Here is a 20,824-nt window from a genome sequence, read left to right as displayed (position 1 = left end):
ATGGCGGCTCCCATGCCCCACGCCACTCTTGAATACGCCCTTGCCGTCGTTGCCGCCCTGTGGCTCGCGCTGGCCATCGACCGCTGGCTCGGTGAGCCTCCCGCGCGTTGCCATCCGGTCGTGTGGATGGGGCTGTACCTCGGCGGGATCGGCTCGCGCGTTGCGCCACTGACAAGGGATGCGAAGCGCCTCGATCTGCCGGCTTTCTTCATCGGGGCGCTGACGTGGTGTGTAGGCGCTGTATGCGTCGGCGGCGTGGCGATGGCGTTGCAGGGGATGCTCGCGGTGTGGCTGCCCTTGTGGGCCATGGCGGTGCTGCTGGGCCTGCTGCTCAAGCCGCTCTTTGCATGGCGCATGCTGCGCGACGAAGTGCTGGCGGTCGAAGCCGCGCTGGCCGTGTCGCTCGACGCCGGCCGCAAGCAATTGGCCAGGCTGGTGAGCCGTGATGTCTCCATGCTCAGCGAACGCGAGGTGCGCGAAAGCGCCATCGAATCGCTCGCTGAAAACCTCAACGATTCGCTGGTGGCGCCGCTGTTCTGGTTCGTGCTTCTCGGCCTGCCGGGTGCGGCGGTCTACCGTTTCGCCAACACGGCCGATGCCATGTGGGGCTACCTCGGCGAGCGCAATGGGCGCGACTGGACATGGTTCGGCAAATGGGCCGCACGCGCGGACGATCTGCTCTCGTGGCTGCCGGCGCGGCTCACGGTGCTGCTGCTAGCGCTCGCGGCTTGGCGCTGGCCGGCCGGCCTGACCGACGAAGCGCGCCGCACGCCATCGCCCAACAGTGGCTGGCCGATGGCGACGATGGCCTTGCTGCTCGGCGTGCGGCTGGCCAAGCCGGGTGTCTATGCATTGAACGCCGAAGGCCGCGCGCCGACCGCCGCCGACATGCAGCGCACCGCGCAGCTCGGCGGCCGGGCCGTCTTCGCTGTGGCTGTCCTGGCATCGCTGGCGATCGTGGCGGCCTCGGGCTGGAGGTGGTGGGCATGACGCCAGATCGCACTGCCAACGCCGTGCACGGCGGCCCCGACGAATCCGGCACCGCGCCGCACGACTTCTCGACCAACGGCAATGCAATAGGGCCGTGTCCTGTCGCCGTGGCCGCGATCCGCGCCGCCGATGCCGCGCACTATCCGGACCCGCGCTACACGGCGTTGCGCACAAGGCTCGCGCGCTTCCATAGCGTGGCCGCCGAACGCATCGTGATCGCCGCGAGTGCGAGCGAGTTCATCCATCGCATCAGCGCCGCTGTCGCACAAGGCGGCGGCTTGCAGGTCTGGCTGCCGGCGCACAGCTACGGTGACTACGAGCGCGCCGCGCAGGCCTGGGGTTTGCAGTCGCTGCGCGCGCCGGCATCGCACGCGTCTGCGGCGCTTCGCTGGTGCTGCGAACCTTCGAGCCCGATGGGACAGGCGCAGGCCGATCTGGTGCAACACGCCGAAAGCAGGAGCGGCATCTGCGTGCTCGACATGGCGTACGAGCCCTTGCGCCTCGAAGGCCGGGCTTCGCTCGATGCGACGCAACGCGACCGTGTCTGGCAGTTGTGGACACCGAACAAGGCCATGGGCCTGACAGGCATCCGCGCCGCCTATGCCATCGCACCCGATGGCGACGACACCGCACCGCTGCTGCAACGCCTGGACCGGCTCGCGCCGTCGTGGCCGCTGGGCACGCACGGCGTCGCGCTGCTCGAAACCTGGACCGGCGGCGAGGCACAGGCCTGGCTTGCGCAGAGCCTGCAGACCCTGCGCGCGTGGAAGGCCGGGCAGCGCGCCCTCTGCGAATCGCTGGGTTGGCATTGCCTGCCGAGCGATGGCAATTTCTTCTGCGCGCGCACCGACCGGCCCTATCCCGCGCAGGCCGCCGCGCTGCGCGCCGACGGCATCAAGCTGCGCGACTGCGCCTCCTTCGGCCTGCCGGGCCATGTGCGGTTGGGTGTGCTCCCGCCGCAGAGCCAGCAGGCCCTGAAAGAGGCCTGGACACGCGCGGCCGCTTCCGCAGACTATTGATCGAACGGACACCCCGACAACAACGCCATGCTCTACGCCATCACCACGCTCTTTCTTTGCCAACTGGCCGGCGAATTGCTGGTGCAGTGGCTCAGCCTGCCGATCCCCGGTCCGTTGATCGGCATGCTGCTGCTGTTCGTCGGGCTGCTGGTGCGCGGTGGCGTGCCGCAGACGCTGACCGACACCTCGGGCCATCTGCTGCGCAACCTGATGCTGCTGTTCATCCCGGCGGTGACGGGCGTCATGCTGCATTTCGAGCGGGTGGGGCGCGAGTGGCTGCCGTTTCTGGCGGCCGGCATCGTTGGCGCTGCCTTCACCATGACCGTGACCGCGCTCACGTTCCGCTGGATGATCCGCATCACCGGCAAGGACGCTGAATGACCGCGCCTGCCAAGCTCTCCGAGATCTGGGTGTTCCTTGCCCAGTCGCCGCTGCTGTGGCTGTCGCTCACGCTGCTGGCCTACCTGGGCGCGCTGTGGCTGCACACCCGCAGCGGGCGCAACCCGGTGGTCAATCCGGTGCTGGTGTCGGTCATCGTCATCGTGGGCGTGCTGCTCGTCACGCGCACGCCCTATGACACCTATTTCGAGGGCGCGAAGTTCGTGCACTTCCTCATCGGCCCGGCCACCGTGGCACTGGCGGTGCCGCTCTACAGCCAGGTCGGCCGGCTGCGGCGGCTGTGGCTGCCGATCGGCGTGGCGCTGCTGGTGGGCTCGGTGGCGGCCATCGTGTCGGCCATCGGCATTGCGTGGGTGCTGGGCGGCTCGCACGAGCTGATCATGTCGCTCGCGCCCAAGTCGGCCACCATGCCCATCGCGATGGGCGTGGCCGAGAAGATCGGCGGGCTGCCGTCGCTCGCGGCCGTGGCTGCCGCCATCGCGGGCATCTCGGGCGCGATCATGGCGACCGGTCTGCTGAACCTGTTGCGTATCAAGGAGCCGGCGGTGCGCGGCTTCGCGGTCGGCATGGCCGCGCATGGCATCGGCACGGCGCGCGCCATCCAGGTGAATGAAACGGCGGGTGCGTTCTCCGCGCTGGCCATGGGGCTGAACGGCATCGCGACGGCCTTGCTGGTGCCGCTGCTCGTCAAGCTGCTGGGCGTCTGAAGAAGATGGCGCGCCCCGATACCGCTCCCCGTCCGATGGAACTGGTCTGGCCCTCGAAGGCGGGCCTCGACAGCTATGTGTCTGCGCTGAACCGGGGCTGGGCACGGGACGAGACGCGCCCCGGCTCGGGCTCCGAAGAACGCGCGCAGATCGAAACCGATGCCGCCCAGTTCCTTGCAAGCCTGGTGGACCGCGAGGCGAAGGGCCCGCCCGTCACCATGCCCGACGGCTCGCAGGTGCCGCGCCTGCCCGGCTACAAGTGCTGGATGTGGGACGGCGAGTTCTGCGGCAGCATCGACCTGCGCTGGCAACCGGGTACCCAGGCCTTGCCCGCCTACTGCCTGGGCCACATCGGCTACAGCGTGGTGCCCTGGAAGCAGCGCAAGGGCTATGCGACGCGCGCACTCGGCGGCATGCTGATGCTGGCGGCCGGGGAAGGCCTTGAATGGGTCGAGGTCACGACCAGCCTCGACAACTTTGCATCGCAGAAGGTGATCGTGGCCAACGGCGGCGTGATGGTCGAGACCTTCATCACCTTGCCGAGCCAGGGCAGCCTGACCAAGTTTCGCTACCGCATCGACCTCTGAAGCCGGCCGCTGCCGTGGCGCAAAATTGCGCTCTTGCAATACACGCCGGAGCACACCCCATGGCCCAGTACACCGCAGAAATCCTCTGGCAGCGAGGCGAGCAGGATTTTCTCGGCAACACCTACAGCCGCAGGCATTCGCTGCGCTTCGACGGCGGCGCGGAAGTGCCGGGCTCTTCGTCGCCGCATGTGGTGCCGCTGCCGATGTCCGATGCATCGGCCGTCGATCCGGAAGAGATGTTCGTCGCCTCGCTGTCGAACTGCCACATGCTGTGGTTTCTCACGATGGCGGTGAAGCGCAAGTTCATCGTCGACCGCTACTTCGATGCGGCCATCGGCGTGATGGAGAAGAACGCCGAAGGCAAGACGGCGATGACGGTGGTCACGCTGCGGCCGCAGGTGACGTTCTCCGGCGAGAACATTCCGACGCACGAGCAGATCGACCAGATGCACCACCGGGCGCACGATGAATGCTTCATCGCCAATTCGGTCAAGACCGAGGTGCGCTGCGAGCCGGTGTACTGACTTCAGGCCCTGGCCCGCACCACGTCAGCGCACCAGGGCGTTGCTCTTCATTTCGAGCTGCGTGATCAGGCGCTGCAGCCGGTTTTCAACGCTGCCCGGCAGCACCAGAAAACGGAAACCCAGTTGATGGCGCCGCGTGCCGTTCGGCAGTGCGGTGGGGCGGTGCGACACGAGTTCCAGGTCGAGCGAGAGCCGCCCGAGCGTGCCGAGCGACAGTTCGCAATTGCGCAGGTGCGTGCCGATCGGCAGTTCGGCCACGCGTTCGTCTGTGGTGCGCATGCCGACGCCGCCGAGCGACAGGTCGTGCACCTCGAAGCGGAACGCATCGCCTTTGGGCAAAGAGCCCGTGCACGTGTACGAATCGAGAATCGGTGTATCGACGCGGAAGTGCATTCGGCGTTGCAGATAGAACAACACCTCGGGAAAGTTGACCTCGAACGCGGGCAGTCCCTCGTAGCGGGTCTCACGCGGCGAGGTGGTGGCGAATTCGATGCGCACGCCGTCCGGCTGGGCGCTGAAATGGCAGCGCGGCGCGGCCAGCAGGCCCCTGTTCTGCTCGGGCGACGCGCCCCAATCGAAGATGAAGGTGCGCGTGCGCGCATCCACGTCCAGAAGCTGCGTCACGAGTTGGCCGCCTGCGAATTGAACGCTGAGGAAATCGCTGCCGCTGGCGAGGTTGCGCAGCCGGGCGCCGATCTCTATCGGGTTTCGGCGGCCGAATTCGCTCGCGCTTTCGTCTGGCGGGGTGTGCGTCTGGTCGGGGGCGTCGGCCTGGCCGTTCGACTGGTTGTCCATGAGGTTGCCGGAATGTATGTTCTTGTAGGTGCGGTCTTCAGTGAAGCCGCGGCATGCGCCGGCCGGAGTTTAGGTGCCTGCAGTGAAACATTTGCTGCAGACGCCAAGACCGGCGATGGGCAACACCCGCCCCGGCAGGCAACCTCTGCGAGCTGTCAGCGGCGCTGCAGCCGCGGATTCTTGGCAAACAGCTCGGCGGCCCAGTCCACGAAGGCCCGCACCTTGGCGCTCAGGTGGCGGTTGGGCGGGTAGACCACGTGGATCGGCAAGGGGTCGCGGGTCCAGTCGGACAGCACCTCGACCAGCGCGCCGCTTTCCAGCAGCGGATCGGCCATGAAGGTGATGCACTGCGAAATGCCGAAGCCGCCGAGCACCGCCGCCATGTGGGCGTTGCTTTCGTTGACCGACACGCGGTAGGGGCCGTTCAGTTCGATGCGCTCGTCGCCCTTGTGGAACTCGTGCGGGTACACGCGCCGGGTGGTGCCCGAGAAGTAGCTCACCACGCTGTGGCGCTTCTCGATGTCGTTCGGGTGCTGCGGCGCGCCATAGCGCTTGATGTACGCCGGTGACGCCACGGTGACGAAGTGCAGCGTGCCGATGCGGCGCGCCACCAGCGACTGGTCGCTGAGTTCGCCGGCGCGGATCACGCAGTCGACGTTGTCGCTGATCAGGTCCACCGTGCGGTCGCTCACGCCCAGGTCGACCTGGATGTCGGGGTAGCGGTCGCAGAAGGTGGCCAGGGCGGGCAGGATGATCTGCTGCGCCACCGAGGTGCCCACGTCGATGCGCAACCGCCCCGTGGGGCTGGCCTGCGCATTCGTCATGCTGGCTTCCATGTCGTCGAAGTCGTTCAGCAGGCGCGCCGCCCGCTCGAAGTAGGCCGCGCCGTCGGGCGTGACCGTGACGCGGCGCGTCGTGCGGTTGAGCAGCTTCACGCGCAGGCGCGATTCGAGCGCCTGGATCTGCTTGGTGACGGTGCCCTTGGGCAGGGCGAGCGAGTCGGCAGCCCGGGTGAATGTGCCGGCTTCCACGACGCGGACAAAGATCCGCATGGCCTGGATTTGATCCATTGAATGCCTGTTCTGGGAGACCCGGCCCACACCGGGGGAGCGGATTCTCACACATGCGGGTAATCCCCACGGCGGGCCGATTGTTAGCCGTTTGGAAACAGAGTAGGGGCATGTTCCCTGTTTAACGTCACATAGGGCGCCTTATATTTCACTCATCGCCCATTCCCCCGAGGTCGCCCATGTCACCCGCTCCATCGTCCCGCTCCGCCGAAGCTGCTGCTCTCGCAGCGGCACAAGGCGTGGAAGCCGATCTTTCGATCGAGCTGCCAGGCCGCGCGCCGGTCGGTGCCCGTGTGTACGGGCAGCGCGCGAAGGGTGAAACGGCGCCGCTGGTGCTGCACTTCCATGGTGGCACCTTCATTTGCGGCAACCTGGACAACGGGCGCAACGTGGCACGGCTGCTGGCCGGTTCGGGCGCGGTGGTTGTTTCGCTGGCGTATCCGCTGGCACCGGAGTCGCCGTTCCCTGAGCCCATCGAAGTGGGCTATGCCGCCCTCGAATGGCTCTACAAGCAACGCGTCAAGCTCGGCGGCAAGGGTGCGCAGGTGTACCTGGCCGGCGAAGAGGCTGGTGGCAACCTGGCCGCTGCGGTGGCGCTGATTGCGCGCGACAGGGCGCATCCACCGGTGGCGGGCCAGATCCTGCTGTCGCCCATGCTCGATCCGTGCGCCGGCACGGCCTCGCTGCGCAAGGCCACCAACGATGCGGCCGAATGCCGCTGGGCCACGGGCTGGGAGAAGTACCTGAGCTGCCCCTCGAACGCCACGCACCCCTATGCCGTGCCGAGCGGATCGCTGCGGCTGTCGGCCCTGGCGCCCGCACTGGTGCTGGTCGGTGCCGACGACGCCATGCGCGACGAGGCGCTGACCTTCGCCGGCCGCCTGCGCGCCGCCGGTATCGAGGTCACGAGCAGCGTGTTGCCCAGTGCCAGGGATTGGCCGAAGGCGCTGTACGACACCGAGAGCAACGCCTGCGTGGCCTGTGAAGCCACCGTGCAGCAGCACTTCCGTGAGTTCTTCAGTGCGACCACGCCGCCGCCCGCGGCACCCAACCACCCCAGCTAGCTAGTTCCAGCCGGCCAGGCTGCCTGATCGACACGCTGCCAACGCGGCAGCGTGCGAGGGCCCTTTTTTTTCCGAAATCCGCCTCCCGGTGCCGAAAAGCGCCGGGGTGGCCTGTTGCATCCAAAAAGTCATCGAGAAGGACGAACCATCATGTCGAACAACAAGCAAAAGCTCTCTTCCGTTGCCCGCAAGGGCCTCTGGCCCGCTGTCACGGGCGTGACCGCACTGCTGGCCGTGGCGGCCGCCGTGCTGGGCATGCACAGCTTCAAGGCCGAGGCCACGGCACCGGTCGCTGCGCAGCAGGGCACGCCGGTGTCGGTCGCCACCGTGGCGTCGAGCGAGATCAATGCCTGGGACGAGTTCTCGGGCCGGCTCGAAGCCGTCGAGCGCGTCGATGTGCGATCTCGCGTGGCGGGGGCCGTGCAGTCGGTGCACTTCCGCGAAGGCGCGTTGGTGAAGCAGGGCGAGTTGCTCATCACCATCGACCCCGCGCCGTACGCGGCCGAAGTCGAGCGTGCCGAAGCGCAGGTGGCGTCGGCGCAGGCCCGCCAGTCGTTCAGCCGCAGCGAGCAGGAACGCGCCAAGCGCCTGTGGGACGAGCAGGCCATTGCACAGCGCGAGTACGACGAGCGCGCCAACGCCGGCCGCGAAGCCGAAGCCAACCTGCGCGCCGCGCAAGCCTCGCTGCAGACCGCGCGCCTGAGCCTGGGCTACACCCAGGTGCGGGCACCCGTGTCCGGCCGCATCGGCAAGCTCGAAGTGACAGTGGGCAACCTGGTGGCGGCCGGTCCCGGCGCGCCGGTGCTGACCACGCTGGTGTCGGTGAGCCCGATCTACGCGAGCTTCGACGCTGACGAGCAAGTCATCACGCGGGCCCTGAAAGACCTGCCGAGCGGCTCCAGCGCGCGCGGCCAGATCGACACCATTCCCGTGCAGATGGGCACCGCCGGCCTGGACGGCACGCCCTTCACCGGCAAGCTGCAACTGATCGACAACCAGGTCGATGCCAAGAGCGGCACGGTGCGCGTGCGGGCCTCGTTCGACAACAAGGACGGCTCGCTCATCCCCGGCCAGTTCGCCCGCATCCGCATGGGCCAGGCGCGCAACGACACCGCCTTGCTGGTGAGCGAACGCGCCATCGGCACCGACCAGAACAAGAAGTTCGTGATGGTCGTGGGTGACGACAACAAGGCCGTCTATCGCGAAGTGGCGCTGGGCGCTTCCATCAACGGCCTGCGCGTCGTGAGCAAGGGCCTGAAGGCGGGCGACCGCATCGTGGTCAACGGCCTGCAGCACATCCGCCCGGGTGCGCTGGTGGCGCCGCAGACCGTGACCATGGACGCGAAGGCGGACAGCAAGCAACAACAACCGGAACGCGTGGCCGAGGCCGCGAAGTCCTGAAACCGGAGGGGAGCGCACCAGCGCTCGCCGGAGAACCAACATGAATCTCTCTAAATTCTTCATCGACCGGCCGATCTTTGCCGGCGTGCTGTCGCTATTGATGCTGATAGCCGGCCTGATCGCGCTGCGTGGGCTGCCGATCTCGGAGTACCCGGAAGTCGCGCCGCCTTCGGTGGTGGTGCGCGCCCAGTACCCCGGTGCCAATCCGAAGGTGATTGCCGAAACCGTTGCCACGCCGCTCGAAGAGCAGATCAACGGCGTCGAAGGCATGCTCTACATGGGCAGCCAGGCCACCACCGACGGCGTGCTCACGCTCACCGTCACGTTCCGCCTGGGCACCGATCCCGACAAGGCACAGCAACTCGTGCAGAACCGCGTCTCGCAAGCCGAGCCGCGCCTGCCCGAGGAAGTGCGGCGCCTGGGCATCACGACCGTCAAGAGCGCACCCGACCTGACGATGGTGGTTCACCTCGTTTCGCCGAACAACCGCTACGACATCAACTACCTGCGCAACTACGCAGTGCTGAACGTGAAGGACCCGCTGGCACGCATCGAAGGCGTGGGCCAGGTGCAGATCTTCGGCGGCGGCGACTACTCGATGCGCGTCTGGCTCGACCCGCAGAAGGTCGCGCAGCGCGGCCTCTCGGCCTCCGACGTGGTGGCTGCGATTCGCGGCCAGAACGTGCAGGCCGCGGCCGGCGTGGTCGGCGCTTCGCCGGGCCTGTCGGGTGTGGACATGCAGCTCTCGATCAATGCGCAAGGGCGCCTGCAGAGCGAAGAAGAGTTCGGCGACATCATCGTCAAGAGCGGCACCGACGGCGCCGTCACGCGTCTTCGCGACATCGGCCGCCTCGAAATGGGCGCCGCCGACTACTCGCTGCGTTCGCTGCTGAACAACGACCCGGCCGTCGGCATGGGCGTGTTCCAGGCACCGGGCTCCAATGCGCTCGACATCTCGTCCAACGTCCGCAAGACGATGGAAGAGCTGAACAAGAACATGCCCGAAGGCCTGGAATACCGTATCGCCTATGACCCGACGCAGTTCGTGCGTGCGTCCATCGAATCGGTGATCCACACGCTGCTCGAAGCCATCATGCTGGTGGTGCTCGTGGTCATCCTGTTCCTGCAGACGTGGCGCGCGTCGATCATTCCGCTGCTGGCCGTGCCGGTGTCGGTGATCGGCACTTTCGCGGTGCTGCACATCCTCGGTTTCTCGATCAACGCGCTGAGCCTGTTCGGGCTGGTGCTGGCCATCGGCATCGTGGTGGACGACGCCATCGTGGTGGTGGAGAACGTCGAGCGCAACATCGAGGCGGGGCTCACGCCGCGCGAAGCGACCTACCGTGCGATGCGTGAAGTGTCCGGACCCATCATCGCGATCGCGCTGGTGCTGGTGGCCGTGTTCGTTCCGCTGGCTTTCATCAGCGGTCTCACGGGCCAGTTCTACCGCCAGTTCGCGGTGACCATCGCGATCTCGACGGTGATCTCGGCCATCAACTCGCTCACGCTGTCGCCCGCGCTCGCCGCACTGCTGCTGCGCGGCCACGACCAGCCCAAGGACGCGCTGACGCGCGGCATGGACAAGGCCTTCGGCTGGCTGTTCCGTGGCTTCAACAAGCTGTTCCATCGCGGCTCCGAGGCCTACAGCGGCGGCGTGAAGCGCGTCATCTCGCGCAAGGCGCTGATGCTGGTGATCTACGTGGCGCTCGTCGCCGTGACCTTCGGTCTGTTCAAGGCAGTGCCCGGCGGCTTCGTGCCGGCGCAGGACAAGCAATACCTGATCGGCTTTGCCCAACTGCCCGATGGCGCCACCCTGGACCGCACCGAAGAGGTGATCCAGCGCATGGGCGACATCATGAAGAAGAACCCGAACGTGGAAGACGCCATTGCCTTCCCGGGCCTGTCGATCAACGGCTTCACCAACAGCTCGAACTCGGGCATCGTGTTCGCCACGCTCAAGCCCTTCGACCAGCGCAAGCGCGACGACCAGAGCGGTGGTGCGGTGGCCGGCCAGCTCAACGGTGCCTTCTCCAGCATCCAGGACGCCTTCATCGTGATGTTCCCGCCGCCACCGGTGGCGGGCTTGGGCACCACGGGTGGCTTCAAGCTGCAACTGGAAGACCGCGCCTCGGTCGGCTACGACCAGATGGACCAGGCAGTGAAGGCCTTCATGGCCAAGGCACAGGCCGCGCCCGAGCTGGCCGGCATGTTCACGAGCTGGCAGGTCAACGTGCCGCAGCTCTATGCGGACATCGACCGCACCAAGGCCCGCCAGCTCGGCGTGCCGGTGACGGACATCTTCGACACCATGCAGATCTACCTCGGTAGCCTGTACGCGAACGACTTCAACAAGTTTGGCCGCACGTACAGCGTGCGCGTCCAGGCCGATGCGCCTTACCGCGCCCGTGCCGAAGACGTGGGCTTGCTGAAGGTGCGCTCCACGAGTGGCGAGATGGTGCCGCTGTCCGCGCTGATGAAAGTCAATTCGACCTTCGGGCCGGAACGCGCCATGCGCTACAACGGCTACCTGGCTGCGGACATCAACGGCGGCCCGGCACCCGGCTATTCGTCGGGCCAGGCGCAGGACGCGATCACCAAGATCGCGGCCGAGACGCTGCCCAAGGGCGTGAGCTTCGAGTGGACCGAGCTGACCTACCAGGAAATCCTGGCCGGCAACTCCGCCTTCCTGGTGTTCCCGCTGGCCATCCTGCTGGTGTTCCTGGTGCTGGCCGCGCAATACGAAAGCCTGACGCTGCCGATCGCGATCATCTTGATCGTGCCCATGGGCATCATGGCTGCGATGGCGGGCGTGTGGATATCGGGGGGTGACAACAACGTCTTCACGCAGATCGGGCTGATCGTGCTGGTGGGGCTGAGTGCGAAGAACGCGATTCTTATCGTGGAGTTCGCACGGGAACTGGAGTTCGCCGGACGCACACCCGTGCAAGCCGCGATCGAAGCCAGCCGCCTGCGCCTGCGCCCGATTCTCATGACCTCGCTGGCCTTCGTGATGGGTGTGCTGCCCCTCGTGCTGTCGACCGGCGCGGGCTCGGAGATGCGCAAGGCCATGGGCGTGGCGGTGTTCGCCGGAATGATCGGCGTGACGGCCTTCGGCCTGTTCCTGACGCCGGTGTTCTATGTGCTGCTGCGCCGCCTGGCGGGCAACCGGCCACTCAAGCTGCACGGCGAAGTGCCGCATGGCGACGACTTCGTGTCGGCCGACCATCCAGCGACGCCGTCGCATGGTGGCTCGGGCGGTGGCAGCCTGCACCCGGTGCCTGCCTCGCCGCGCCCCTCGCACGGCTCGCATGACTGATCGAGAACGAGAAGAAAGCGAATCATGAAATTCTCAATGCAACCTTTGGTGAAGCCCCTGCGCACCGCCTTGCTGCCACTGATGGCCGCCCTGGTGCTGGCCGGCTGTGCCACCGTGCCTTCGGGCGTGCCTGAAATCACGACCACGGCGCAGTTCAAGGAGCAGGGCCCCACGCCGCCCACCGGCTTCACGCGGGCCGTGCCTTCCGAGGCACAGGCACGCGGTGCCTGGTGGCTGGCGTTCAACGACCCGGTGCTCAATGCGCTGGTCGAGAAGGCCGACGTCAACAACAACAACATCCAGGCCGCGGCCGCGCGGCTGGCCGAGGCCCGCGCGCTGGCGCGCAGCGCCAATGCCGACCGCCTGCCGCAGATCGGCCTGAACGCCGGTGCCAACCGTGGTGCGGGCCTGGACAAGGCCACGGCCAGCACCCGGCCGGCAACCATGACCAACGCCGGCGCCAGCTTCTCTTATGAGCTGGACCTGTTCGGCCGCCTCTCGGGCGCCAGCAATGCGGCCAAGCTCGACGCGGCCGGCCGCGAGGCACTGCTGCAAAGCACGCGGCTCGCGGTACAGGCCGAGGTGGCCCAGACCTACCTGCAACTGCGCGCGCTCGACGCCGAACGCGCCCTGGTGCGCGAAACGGTCGAGGCCTACCGCGACACGCTGCGCCTGACGCAGCGCCGCCAGGCGGCCGGCGACATTGCCGAGCTGGACGTGGCGCGGGTGCAGACCGAGGTGTCGTCCACCGAATCCGACGCACTGGCGCTCGACCGCCAACGCGCCCAGGTGGAGCATGCGCTCGCGGTGCTGGTGGGCGATTCGGCCTCCAGCTTCGGCCTGCGCACCGACGCATGGGCCACGGTGCTGCCGTCCATTCCGCCGGGCGTGCCCGCCACGGTGCTGACGCGCCGGCCCGACGTGTCGGCCGCGCAGAGCGCGGTGCTGGCCGCGCAGGCCCGTGTCGGCGTGGCACAGGCCGCGTGGTTCCCGGACATCTCGCTCACCGGCGCTGCCGGCTATGCCTCGCCCGAGATCGGCGACCTGTTCAAGTGGTCGGCCCGCTCGTGGGGCGTGGGTGCGCTGCTGTCGCTGCCGATCTTCGACGGTGGCCGCCGCGAAGCGGGCGTGCAGGGTGCCAATGCGCAGCTCGATGGCGCGCTCGCCAGCTACCGCTCGCAGGTGCTGGTGGCCTTCCAGGAGGTCGAAGACCAACTGGCCGCCATCCGCATCCTGCAGGAGCAGTCGGTGGTGCAGGCGCAGGCCGTGACCTCGGCCACGCGCGCCACCAGCCTGTCGGACACGCGCTATCGCAACGGCTACATCAGCCAGCTCGATCTGCTAGATGCCCGCCGCAGCGAACTGCGCAACCGCCGCCAGGCGCTGCAGGTGAAGTCGGCGCAATACCAGGCGGCGGTCGGGTTGATCCGCGCCATCGGCGGCGGCTGGGAAGCGCCGGCGGCGGTGGCTTCGGCGCCTGCTGCGGCAGCGGCGCAGGCGGTTGCCGCCCGCTGAAGGAACGCCAGAGTTTCAGAGTGAAAGCCTGAAAGCCGCAGCAATGCGGCCTTTTGCGCCGCCGCAGATTCAGTCGTTGCCGGCTGAATCTGCGGCGGCGCTTATTTTTTTCAGTTCCAGCACGCCCATCGTCAGGGCGTTGGAATAGCTGGTCTGCGGGCCGGCCGCGCAGCGGTAGACCCGGTAGTCGAGTGTTTCCGAGACATCGCTGCCGTGGTGGGCTTCGAGCAGGGTCCAGAAGAACTGGCCCGGTTCGCGTTCCTCGACGGCAAGTGCCAGATCGTTCAAGGCAGGCATGGGTCCGTGGTTGCAATGCGTGGTGATGGCGGGTGTACGTGCCAAAGATGAGTTTGGATTCAACGATGGCGTTCCCCGGTGCCGGCCGGGCGCCGCCGCGGCGCTCAACGACAATTCGCCGATGAGTTCAAAGGCGAAGAACGGGCCGGCGCGTTGCGTCATGGTCCTGGGCACCACCAGCGGTGCCGGCAAGAGCTGGCTGGCCACGGCCCTGTGCCGCTGGTACGCCCGGCAGGGTCTGAAGGTGGCGCCCTTCAAGGCGCAGAACATGAGCAACAACGCCCGCGTGGTCGATGGCGGCGAGATCGGCAGCGCCCAGTATTTCCAGGCCCTGGCGGCCAACGCCGTGCCCGAGGTGCGCATGAACCCGCTGCTGCTCAAGCCCGAGCGCGACACCCACAGCCAGGTCGTGCTGATGGGGCAGGTGAGCGAGGCGCTTTCGGCCTTGCCCTGGCGCGGCCGCAGCGAGCGCGTCTGGCCCCAGATCGCGCAGGCGCTCGACGAGCTGCGCGCCGAAAACGACGTGGTGGTGATCGAAGGCGCGGGCTCGCCGGCCGAAATCAACCTGATGGCCAGCGACATCGTCAACATGCGCATTGCCCGGCACGCTAAGGCCCGTTGCCTGCTGGCGACCGACATCGACCGTGGCGGCGCCTTTGCGCACCTGTACGGCACCTGGGCGTTGCTGCCTGAGGCGGACAGGGCGCTGCTCAAAGGTTTCGTGCTCAACAAGTTTCGCGGCGACGCCTCGCTGCTGGCGCCCGCGCCGCAGCAACTGCAGGAACTGACCGGCGTGCCCACCGTCGCCACGCTGCCGATGTGGTGGCAGCACGGCCTGCCCGAAGAAGACGGCGTATTCGACGACCGCAGCCGCGCCAGCGGCGCCGTCACCCGCACCGTGGCAGTGGTGGCCTATCCGCGCATCAGCAACCTCGACGAATTCCAGGCCCTGAAGAACGTGCCCGGCGTGCGCCTGGTCTGGGCCCGCACGCCGGCTGACGTGGCCGGTGCGGACTGGATCGTGCTGCCCGGCTCCAAGCACACCAGCGGCGACCTGGCCTGGCTGCGCGCGCAGGGGCTGGACCGCGCGGTGGCCCAGCATGCCGGGCGCGGCGGCGCGGTGCTGGGCATTTGCGGCGGGCTGCAGATGCTGGGCGAGGCGCTGGTCGACCCCCACGGCATCGACGGCAACGCCCCGGGGCTCGGCCTGCTGCCGCTGGTGACGGTGTTCGAGCGCGAGAAAACCGTGCGCCACCGCAGCGCCACCTTCGGCGAGCTGACCGGCGACTGGGCCGCGCTGTCCGGTGCGTCGGTGGCGGGCTACGAAATTCACCACGGCCAAACGGCCGCACACCCGCAGATGGCGAATGACGGCCGCCCCGTCATGCCTGAGGGGCTGGCCTGGCAGAACACACGCGGCAACGTGCTGGGCCTTTACCTGCACGGCCTGTTCGAGGATGCTGGCGCGCTGCAGGCCCTGTTCGGCGCCACCGCCCCCACGCTCGATGCCACCTTCGACGGCCTGGCCGATTTCATCGATACCCACTTCGACGCCGGCGTGCTGGCCGGACTGATTGCATGAACGACAACAACGACCTGATTCCCACCATTCCCGACCTCGTCGACACTGCGCTCGCGGCCCGGCTGCAAAGCGCGCTCGACAACAAGACCAAGCCGCTGGGCGCGCTCGGCCGGATCGAGGGCCTGGCGCTGCGCATCGGCCTGATCCTGGGCACCGAAACGCCCGAGTTCAAGGCGCCGCAGATGCTGGTGTGCGCGGGCGACCACGGGCTGGCGGCGCGCGGCGTGTCGGCATTTCCGAGCGACGTGACCTGGCAGATGGTCGAGAACTTCCTGGCAGGCGGTGCGGCCGTCAGCGTGCTGGCGCGCCAGCATGGGCTGGCGCTGACGGTGGTCGATTGCGGCGTGGGGCGCGACTTCCAGCCCCGGCCGGGGCTGGTGCAGCGGCGGATTGCCGCGGGCACGGCCGATGCCTCCACCGGCCCGGCGATGACGCCCGAGCAATGCGCCCAGGCCATCGCCAACGGCCGCGAGGTGGTGCGCGCGCTGCCGGGCAACGCCTTGCTGCTGGGCGAAATGGGCATCGGCAACAGTTCGTCGGCGGCGCTGCTGCTGTCGCGGCTGGGTGGTTTGAACATCAACGACTGCATCGGCATTGGCACCGGTCTCGACGCGGCGGGCCTGGCGCGCAAGCGCGAGGTGCTGCGGCAGGTTCTGGCGTTGCATGCATCGGCGACCGCGCCGCTGGACGCGCTGGCCGCTTTCGGTGGCTTCGAGATCGCCACGCTGGTGGGGGCGGTGTTGCAGGCGGCGCAGGAGCGGCGTGTGATCGTGGTCGACGGCTTCATCGCCAGCGCGGCCGTGATGGTGGCGCAGGCGCTGCAGCCCTTCGTGGCGCAGCGCTGCGTGGCGGCGCATTGTTCGGCGGAGCCGGGGCACCTGCTGCTGCTGGAGTGGCTGGGCCTGGAGCCGCTGCTGAGCCTCGATCTGCGCCTGGGCGAAGGCTCGGGCGGTGCGTTGGCTTGGCCGTTGCTCGAGTCCGCATGTCTGATCCTGCGCGAGATGGCTAGCTTCGAGGCGGCGGGTGTGTCGCGCAAGGCATGACGGCTGGCTTTTCTGTTCACCGCTTTTTTCGTTCTATGCGCTGCTGCTGTTCAGGGCGTCGCTCACGCCGACACGGTGCTCTTTTTCGCGAATGTCCCCCGCTTCGCTCCTCCTTTATTTCGCGAAAAAGAGCCCCGTATCGGCGCGAGCGCTGGACAGAGCGGTGGTTGATCGGCGGGACACCAGCAGCGCGTCCTGTGCGAATGACACCGGGTGCTCCCCGCAGCGAAATAAAGGAGGAGCGAAGCGGGGGACATTCGCGGAGGGGAGCACCCGGTGTCATTCGCACCCGCCCCGAATGTCCCCGAACCCATCCAACCACAACGCGCATGGAGCGACAGAAACGATGAACGGCGTTCGTCACTTCCTGCTGGCGCTGCAGTTCTTCACAAGGGTGCCGATGACGGGCGCGCTCGCAGCCTGGGTCGGCTTCAGCCCGCAGATGCTGCGTGCGAGCGCGGCCCATCTGCCGGGCATCGGATGGTTGGTCGGCGGGGTAGCAGCGGCGGTTTTCGTCGGCGTGGGCATGGGGCTGGCCGGCGTCGCAGGGGCGCTGGTCGCGGCCGTATTGAGCACCGTCGCCACGGTGATGCTCACAGGTGCCTTCCATGAGGACGGCCTCGCCGATGTGGCCGACGGCCTCGGCGGCTCCGCCAACCGCGACCGTGCACTGGAAATCATGAAGGACTCGCGCATCGGCGCCTTCGGCACAGCGGCGCTGGTGCTGGCGCTGGGCCTGAAGTTCGCACTGCTCGCCACGCTGGCGACGCGCGGGCTGCAGGCGGTGGCCGTCGCCATCGTCGGCGCGCATGTGCTGTCGCGGCTGATGCCGCTGTTCCTGATCCGCTGGCTGCCCTACGTGGGCGACAGCGGCGCGAGCAAGGCCAAGCCGCTGGCCGATGCGATCAGCCGTGGCGCGCTGGCGATCGCCGTGCTGTGGTCGATTCCCGCGGTGGCGCTGCTGCTGTGCGCGCATGACGCTGTTCACGTGGCCGCGGCACTGGTGATTGCAGCTCTGGCTGCGGGTTGGATGGCGCGGCTGTTCATGCGGCGCCTGCAGGGTTTTACCGGCGACGGCCTGGGCGCGACGCAGCAGGTCTGCGAACTCGCGATCTACCTCGCGCTGGCCTGGCACGCATGAGCACGCTCTGGCTCCAGCGCCATGCGCCCGTGGTGGCCGAAGCCGGGCTTTGCTACGGCGCGACGGACCTCGAAGCCCATGCGGACGCCACGCTGGCCGCGGCGCAGCGCATCGCGCCCCTGCTGCCGACCGGCATCGTGCTGCTGAGTTCGCCGCTGCGGCGTTGTGTCGCGCTGGCCAATGCCATCGTGGCCCTGCGCCCGGATCTGCAACTGCGCCACGACGCGCGCTTGGCCGAGATGAACTTCGGCGCCTGGGAAGGGCGCCCATGGTCCGCGATCCCGCGCGAAGACTTCGAGGCCTGGACTGCCGATTTCGCCGATTCGCCCGCTGGTTCTCATGGCGAAAGCGTGCGCGTTTTCATGCAGCGCGTGGCCGCCGTGCACGACGAATGGCAGGCAGCGAAAGGCGATGCGCTGTGGGTCACGCATGCCGGCGTGTTGCGCGCGGTGTCGCTGTTGCAGCGTGGTGTTCGTTGTGTCGAAACCGCTGCCGACTGGCCTGCGGGCGACATGCCGTTCGGCGGCTGGCTGACTTTCGGCGATACGCCGGGCGCCTGACACCTGACACCTGACACCTGAGGCCTGAAACCGGCCGCGGCTACTTGCCGCTGCCGCCCTCGTCGTGCGCCAGTTCAAGTTCGCGTCGCATGCGCGCGGCGACCGCTCTGCGCCCGTGCGCGTCCAGCTTCATGTAGATGTTCTTGAGGTGCCACTTGACCGTGTCGAGCGACAGCCCGAGCGTCAGCGCGATCTTCTTGTTCGGCAGCGACTGCTGCAGCAGCTCGGCGATCTCGGCTTCGCGCAGCGTGAGCAAGTGGCTCAGGCGCTGGTCGTCGCGAAAGCGCTGGGTGGGCGGCGGCTCGGCCTGTTCGTCGCGCTGCGATTGCGCCAGCGCTTCGATGCGCTCGATGAAGAACGCCAGCACAGGGTCGAGCTTGGGGATTGTGGCCGCCGTGCGGATCAGCGGCAGGGCGTTGTCGTGCGCGCTCAGCAAGGTCTGCATCAGGCCGAGCCGGTGGCCCAGGCGCAGGGCCGCGCACACGCGGGCCCTCGATGCCTCGGTGCGGCCGAGCCTGCGCTCGACCTCGGCCGCCTGCAGCAGCAGGGTGGTCACGATGCCGACCTGGCCGCGCTGTCCGTAGCGCGTCACCAGGGTTTCGATCTTGGCCAGCGCAAGCGGCAGTTCGCCGTCGTGCATCGCCAGGTGAATGCGCGCGCGCTCCCCGACGTCGGCCACCCGCCGCAGGATGCCGGCTTCGGCGTCCGGGTGGCGGGCCTGCAGCGCCTCCATCTCCTGCAGCGTTGCACGTGCCGCATCGGCATCGCCGCTTTTCAACTGAATCCGGAGTTGCTCCAGCAGCACGCAGGCCAGTGCGCGGTCCATGTGAAAACGCTGCAGCAGGCCGCCGGCCTGCGTCAGGTCGGCAAGATGGGCCAGGGCCTCGGGCCACCTGCCGGCCGCTTGCTGCGCCCGGTTCGACACCAGGATCATCCGCAGCGTGGTGTCGGGGATCAGGCCGTCGTGCGTGCCCAACTGCTCCTGGATGAAGCGCGTGGCCACCAGCGGGCCGTGTTGTTCGTACAGCACCTCGACGAGCAGTTGCGCCGTCAGCCGCGCCGCTTCGGCGCAGTGCGCACCGCGCTCCTGTGCCTCGCGCAGCACCTGGCGGTAGACGCGCTCCGCGCGGTGGATCTGGCCTTCGATGGCGAACGAGAGCCCGACCAGGCACTGGCCCACCAGCGAACCGAAAATCGTGCCGATGACCGGTTCGCCGTCGACCCGGGGCAGCGCCTCATCGCGCTGGATGCGCCGCGCCTGCTCGAACTCGCCGGTGTGAAGGTACAGCCAGGTCAGGACGTTGCGCCGCCCGGCCAGGGCGAAGTCGTCGGCGGCCGCCGGCGGTGTCAGCAGTTCCGGCAGCAGCCGGGAAACCGCGCCGTTGTCGTCGCTGCGGATGGCCAGCAGGCAGCCGAGCAGCGTGAGCCGGTAGCGCATGGCCAGATCGAGGCGCCCGGGCGCCGCGCGCAGCCGTTCGATGCTGCGGGCGCAGTCGTCGAGCCGGTAGTCGGCCAGTTCGACCCAGGCCATCCAGAGACCGAGATGGATGTTGTCGCCGATCGCGGCAGGGTCGAGCTGGCGCACCAGCGCGATCATCTCGGCGATTCCGCCCTTGACGAACAGCGTCACCGCGCCGTGCTCGACCAGCCGGGCGGCCGTGTTGCGGTCGCCGGCGGCCAGCGCGTGCCGCACGGCCTGGTGATGCATGCCGCGAACCGCGAACGACTGGCAGGCCGTGGCGTGCAGCTTCAGGCGCTCGGCCTCGGGCCATGCTGCGAAGTGCGACAGCAGCACGCTGCGCAGCAGCGGGTGCAGTTGCCACCAGCGCTCGCCGCCCGTGGCCGGCGTCTGCGGTACTGCGGACAGCAGGCCTTCGCGCGTCAGCGGTTCGAGCAGCGCGGCGCACATCGCCGAGGTGACGCCGGCGCCCGCGAGGTCGGCGCACAGCGGCGCGCTGAAGCGGGTGGGCGGGGCGCAGCAGGTGAGCAGGCGCAGTTGCGTCGCGGACAGGCGCGGGAACACATGGGCGTGAAAGTACGCGGCAAACGGCTCGGGGTCGGGCACGCCGTGGGCCAGCGGCGAACGCACGCCGCGCCGGCGACGGCGCACATCGACGCTCGCCAGCCGCAGCAGCGCCGGCCAGCCTTCGGTCAGCCGGTGGATCGCGGCGGCGGCGCGCGCGTCGAGGTCGGGCAATCGCATGCCGAGGTAGGCGATCGACTCCGGCAGGCTGAAGCGCAGGTCGTCGTTGCGCAGCTCCAGCACCGTCTTCGAGGCGGGGGCGTGCGCCAGGGTCATGGGCAGGTCGTCCTGGCTGGCGAACACGCACAGCAGGTTCGGCGGCGCGTACTCCACGAGCAGTTGCAGGGCGTGCAGCACATTGCCGCTCTGCGCGCAGTGCACGTCGTCCACGATCAGCACGAGCTTGCGGTCGCGCGCGCCAATGCCCCGCACCAGCGCGATGACCAGCCGCTCGATCGCGTCGGCGTCCGGCCGGGCGTGCGCCACGGCATGCCGGGTGATGGCTGCGTCGATGTCGCCCAGGGCGGCCATGAGCGCGGTCATGAAGTGCAGGTCGCCCTCGGCCAGGTCCGCGAGCCGCACCCAGGCGATGTCGGTGTCTGCCGAGACCAGTTCGCGCTGCCAACTGAGCAGAAGGGCGCTCTTGCCGAAGCCGGCAGGCGCCTGCAGAACCACGCAACGGCGATCGTTCGGGCCGGTGAGCCGATCGAGCAAACCCCGGCGCGCGAGCAGGCGGCGGCTTCGGGTGCGCAGCGCCGGTGTTCCGTGGGAAGAGGCAGGTTGCATCTGCC

18 protein-coding genes are annotated in these 20,824 nt (G+C 68.3%); 14 read left to right on the top strand and 4 right to left on the bottom strand.

Features of this window, described 5'->3' with window-relative positions; all coding sequences use genetic code 11:
- Positions 1-12 precede the first annotated feature (12 nt).
- Genes cbiB through H7F35_RS32910 form a run of 6 tightly spaced genes read left to right on the top strand, consistent with a single transcriptional unit; the run spans position 13 to position 4,226 of the window.
- The gene (gene cbiB / locus H7F35_RS32935; protein WP_187110669.1) at positions 13-990 is read left to right on the top strand and encodes an adenosylcobinamide-phosphate synthase CbiB; all 978 of its coding nucleotides are present in this window, start codon (positions 13-15) and stop codon (positions 988-990) included.
- Positions 987-2,009: an aminotransferase class I/II-fold pyridoxal phosphate-dependent enzyme gene (locus H7F35_RS32930; protein WP_187110668.1), complete on the top strand. Its 1,023-nt coding sequence runs from the start codon at positions 987-989 to the stop codon at positions 2,007-2,009. Before cbiB ends, H7F35_RS32930 begins: the two co-directional genes overlap by 4 nt.
- A gap of 27 nt (positions 2,010-2,036) precedes the next feature.
- Positions 2,037-2,390: a CidA/LrgA family protein gene (locus tag H7F35_RS32925; protein ID WP_187110667.1), complete on the top strand. Its 354-nt coding sequence runs from the start codon at positions 2,037-2,039 to the stop codon at positions 2,388-2,390.
- Positions 2,387-3,115 carry an LrgB family protein gene (locus H7F35_RS32920; RefSeq protein ID WP_187110666.1) on the top strand — a complete coding sequence of 243 codons (729 nt, stop codon included), beginning with the start codon at positions 2,387-2,389 and terminating at the stop codon, positions 3,113-3,115. Before H7F35_RS32925 ends, H7F35_RS32920 begins: the two co-directional genes overlap by 4 nt.
- Positions 3,116-3,120: 5 nt before the next feature.
- Positions 3,121-3,702 carry a GNAT family N-acetyltransferase gene (locus H7F35_RS32915; RefSeq protein WP_261803456.1) on the top strand — a complete coding sequence of 194 codons (582 nt, stop codon included), beginning with the start codon at positions 3,121-3,123 and terminating at the stop codon, positions 3,700-3,702.
- 59 nt (positions 3,703-3,761) lie between these two features.
- A complete protein-coding gene (locus H7F35_RS32910; RefSeq protein ID WP_187110665.1) occupies positions 3,762-4,226 on the top strand; it encodes an OsmC family protein in 465 nt (154 codons plus the stop codon).
- 24 nt (positions 4,227-4,250) lie between these two features.
- On the opposite strand, the gene H7F35_RS32905 is transcribed toward H7F35_RS32910, so the two are convergent.
- Both H7F35_RS32905 and H7F35_RS32900 read right to left on the bottom strand, forming a co-directional pair.
- Entirely contained in the window at positions 4,251-5,021 is a 771-nt protein-coding gene (locus H7F35_RS32905) for a flagellar brake protein (RefSeq protein ID WP_187110664.1), read from the bottom strand.
- 155 nt (positions 5,022-5,176) lie between these two features.
- Positions 5,177-6,091: a LysR family transcriptional regulator gene (locus tag H7F35_RS32900; RefSeq protein WP_187110663.1), complete on the bottom strand. Its 915-nt coding sequence runs from the start codon at positions 6,089-6,091 to the stop codon at positions 5,177-5,179.
- Positions 6,092-6,270: 179 nt separating this feature from the next.
- Here H7F35_RS32900 and H7F35_RS32895 point away from each other — a divergent pair, with 179 nt between their 5' ends.
- The 4 genes from H7F35_RS32895 (at position 6,271) to H7F35_RS32880 (ending at position 13,387) form a co-directional block, all read left to right on the top strand.
- Complete coding sequence (locus H7F35_RS32895; protein ID WP_187110662.1) at positions 6,271-7,155, top strand: alpha/beta hydrolase; 885 nt, start codon at positions 6,271-6,273, stop codon at positions 7,153-7,155.
- 150 nt (positions 7,156-7,305) lie between these two features.
- On the top strand, positions 7,306-8,556 hold the full coding sequence (locus tag H7F35_RS32890) for an efflux RND transporter periplasmic adaptor subunit (protein WP_187110661.1): 1,251 nt from the start codon (positions 7,306-7,308) through the stop codon (positions 8,554-8,556).
- 40 nt (positions 8,557-8,596) lie between these two features.
- Positions 8,597-11,872 (top strand): efflux RND transporter permease subunit, encoded by a 3,276-nt coding sequence (locus H7F35_RS32885; RefSeq protein WP_187110660.1) that lies wholly within the window; start codon positions 8,597-8,599, stop codon positions 11,870-11,872.
- Between the two features lie 24 nt (positions 11,873-11,896).
- Entirely contained in the window at positions 11,897-13,387 is a 1,491-nt protein-coding gene (locus H7F35_RS32880) for an efflux transporter outer membrane subunit (RefSeq protein WP_187110659.1), read from the top strand.
- A gap of 69 nt (positions 13,388-13,456) precedes the next feature.
- On the opposite strand, the gene H7F35_RS34985 is transcribed toward H7F35_RS32880, so the two are convergent.
- Entirely contained in the window at positions 13,457-13,846 is a 390-nt protein-coding gene (locus H7F35_RS34985; RefSeq protein ID WP_261803455.1) for a hypothetical protein, read from the bottom strand.
- Between H7F35_RS34985 and H7F35_RS32870 the strand changes: the two genes are divergently transcribed.
- From H7F35_RS32870 to H7F35_RS32855, 4 genes are all read left to right on the top strand, one after another.
- Positions 13,806-15,266 carry a cobyric acid synthase gene (locus H7F35_RS32870; protein WP_187110658.1) on the top strand — a complete coding sequence of 487 codons (1,461 nt, stop codon included), beginning with the start codon at positions 13,806-13,808 and terminating at the stop codon, positions 15,264-15,266. The two genes, H7F35_RS34985 and H7F35_RS32870, sit on opposite strands and share 41 nt — an antisense overlap.
- Positions 15,263-16,309 carry a nicotinate-nucleotide--dimethylbenzimidazole phosphoribosyltransferase gene (gene cobT / locus H7F35_RS32865; protein ID WP_187110657.1) on the top strand — a complete coding sequence of 349 codons (1,047 nt, stop codon included), beginning with the start codon at positions 15,263-15,265 and terminating at the stop codon, positions 16,307-16,309. Before H7F35_RS32870 ends, cobT begins: the two co-directional genes overlap by 4 nt.
- Before the next feature lie 346 nt (positions 16,310-16,655).
- A complete protein-coding gene (locus tag H7F35_RS32860; RefSeq protein ID WP_187110656.1) occupies positions 16,656-17,450 on the top strand; it encodes an adenosylcobinamide-GDP ribazoletransferase in 795 nt (264 codons plus the stop codon).
- Entirely contained in the window at positions 17,447-18,010 is a 564-nt protein-coding gene (locus H7F35_RS32855; protein WP_187110655.1) for a histidine phosphatase family protein, read from the top strand. The genes H7F35_RS32860 and H7F35_RS32855 overlap by 4 nt, the downstream gene beginning before the upstream one ends.
- A 40-nt stretch (positions 18,011-18,050) precedes the next feature.
- Here H7F35_RS32855 and H7F35_RS32850 read toward each other — a convergent pair whose 3' ends face one another.
- Positions 18,051-20,819 (bottom strand): LuxR C-terminal-related transcriptional regulator, encoded by a 2,769-nt coding sequence (locus H7F35_RS32850; protein ID WP_187110654.1) that lies wholly within the window; start codon positions 20,817-20,819, stop codon positions 18,051-18,053.
- Positions 20,820-20,824: the final 5 nt, after the last annotated feature.

It is taken from the genome of Variovorax sp. PAMC26660, assembly GCF_014302995.1.
Classification (GTDB): Bacteria; Pseudomonadota; Gammaproteobacteria; order Burkholderiales; family Burkholderiaceae_C; genus Variovorax.
The sequence above is the reverse complement of the archived record's forward strand: the minus strand, read 5'-3'. Positions and strand labels throughout refer to the sequence as shown.

What these genes read in the sequence shown, in the direction of transcription:
- H7F35_RS32920 (WP_187110666.1), top strand. Translation starts at nt 2,387, where the DNA reads ATGACCGCGCCTGCCAAGCTCTCCGAGATCTGGGTGTTCCTTGCCCAG.
- H7F35_RS32895 (WP_187110662.1), top strand. Translation starts at nt 6,271, where the DNA reads ATGTCACCCGCTCCATCGTCCCGCTCCGCCGAAGCTGCTGCTCTCGCA.
- H7F35_RS32890 (WP_187110661.1), top strand. Translation starts at nt 7,306, where the DNA reads ATGTCGAACAACAAGCAAAAGCTCTCTTCCGTTGCCCGCAAGGGCCTC.
- H7F35_RS32850 (WP_187110654.1), bottom strand. Translation starts at nt 20,819, where the DNA reads ATGCAACCTGCCTCTTCCCACGGAACACCGGCGCTGCGCACCCGAAGC.
- cobT (WP_187110657.1), top strand. Translation starts at nt 15,263, where the DNA reads ATGAACGACAACAACGACCTGATTCCCACCATTCCCGACCTCGTCGAC.
- H7F35_RS32870 (WP_187110658.1), top strand. Translation starts at nt 13,806, where the DNA reads ATGAGTTCAAAGGCGAAGAACGGGCCGGCGCGTTGCGTCATGGTCCTG.
- H7F35_RS32915 (WP_261803456.1), top strand. Translation starts at nt 3,121, where the DNA reads ATGGCGCGCCCCGATACCGCTCCCCGTCCGATGGAACTGGTCTGGCCC.
- H7F35_RS32880 (WP_187110659.1), top strand. Translation starts at nt 11,897, where the DNA reads ATGAAATTCTCAATGCAACCTTTGGTGAAGCCCCTGCGCACCGCCTTG.
- H7F35_RS34985 (WP_261803455.1), bottom strand. Translation starts at nt 13,846, where the DNA reads ATGACGCAACGCGCCGGCCCGTTCTTCGCCTTTGAACTCATCGGCGAA.
- H7F35_RS32905 (WP_187110664.1), bottom strand. Translation starts at nt 5,021, where the DNA reads ATGGACAACCAGTCGAACGGCCAGGCCGACGCCCCCGACCAGACGCAC.
- H7F35_RS32885 (WP_187110660.1), top strand. Translation starts at nt 8,597, where the DNA reads ATGAATCTCTCTAAATTCTTCATCGACCGGCCGATCTTTGCCGGCGTG.
- H7F35_RS32910 (WP_187110665.1), top strand. Translation starts at nt 3,762, where the DNA reads ATGGCCCAGTACACCGCAGAAATCCTCTGGCAGCGAGGCGAGCAGGAT.
- H7F35_RS32900 (WP_187110663.1), bottom strand. Translation starts at nt 6,091, where the DNA reads ATGGATCAAATCCAGGCCATGCGGATCTTTGTCCGCGTCGTGGAAGCC.
- H7F35_RS32855 (WP_187110655.1), top strand. Translation starts at nt 17,447, where the DNA reads ATGAGCACGCTCTGGCTCCAGCGCCATGCGCCCGTGGTGGCCGAAGCC.
- H7F35_RS32860 (WP_187110656.1), top strand. Translation starts at nt 16,656, where the DNA reads ATGAACGGCGTTCGTCACTTCCTGCTGGCGCTGCAGTTCTTCACAAGG.
- H7F35_RS32925 (WP_187110667.1), top strand. Translation starts at nt 2,037, where the DNA reads ATGCTCTACGCCATCACCACGCTCTTTCTTTGCCAACTGGCCGGCGAA.
- H7F35_RS32930 (WP_187110668.1), top strand. Translation starts at nt 987, where the DNA reads ATGACGCCAGATCGCACTGCCAACGCCGTGCACGGCGGCCCCGACGAA.
- cbiB (WP_187110669.1), top strand. Translation starts at nt 13, where the DNA reads ATGCCCCACGCCACTCTTGAATACGCCCTTGCCGTCGTTGCCGCCCTG.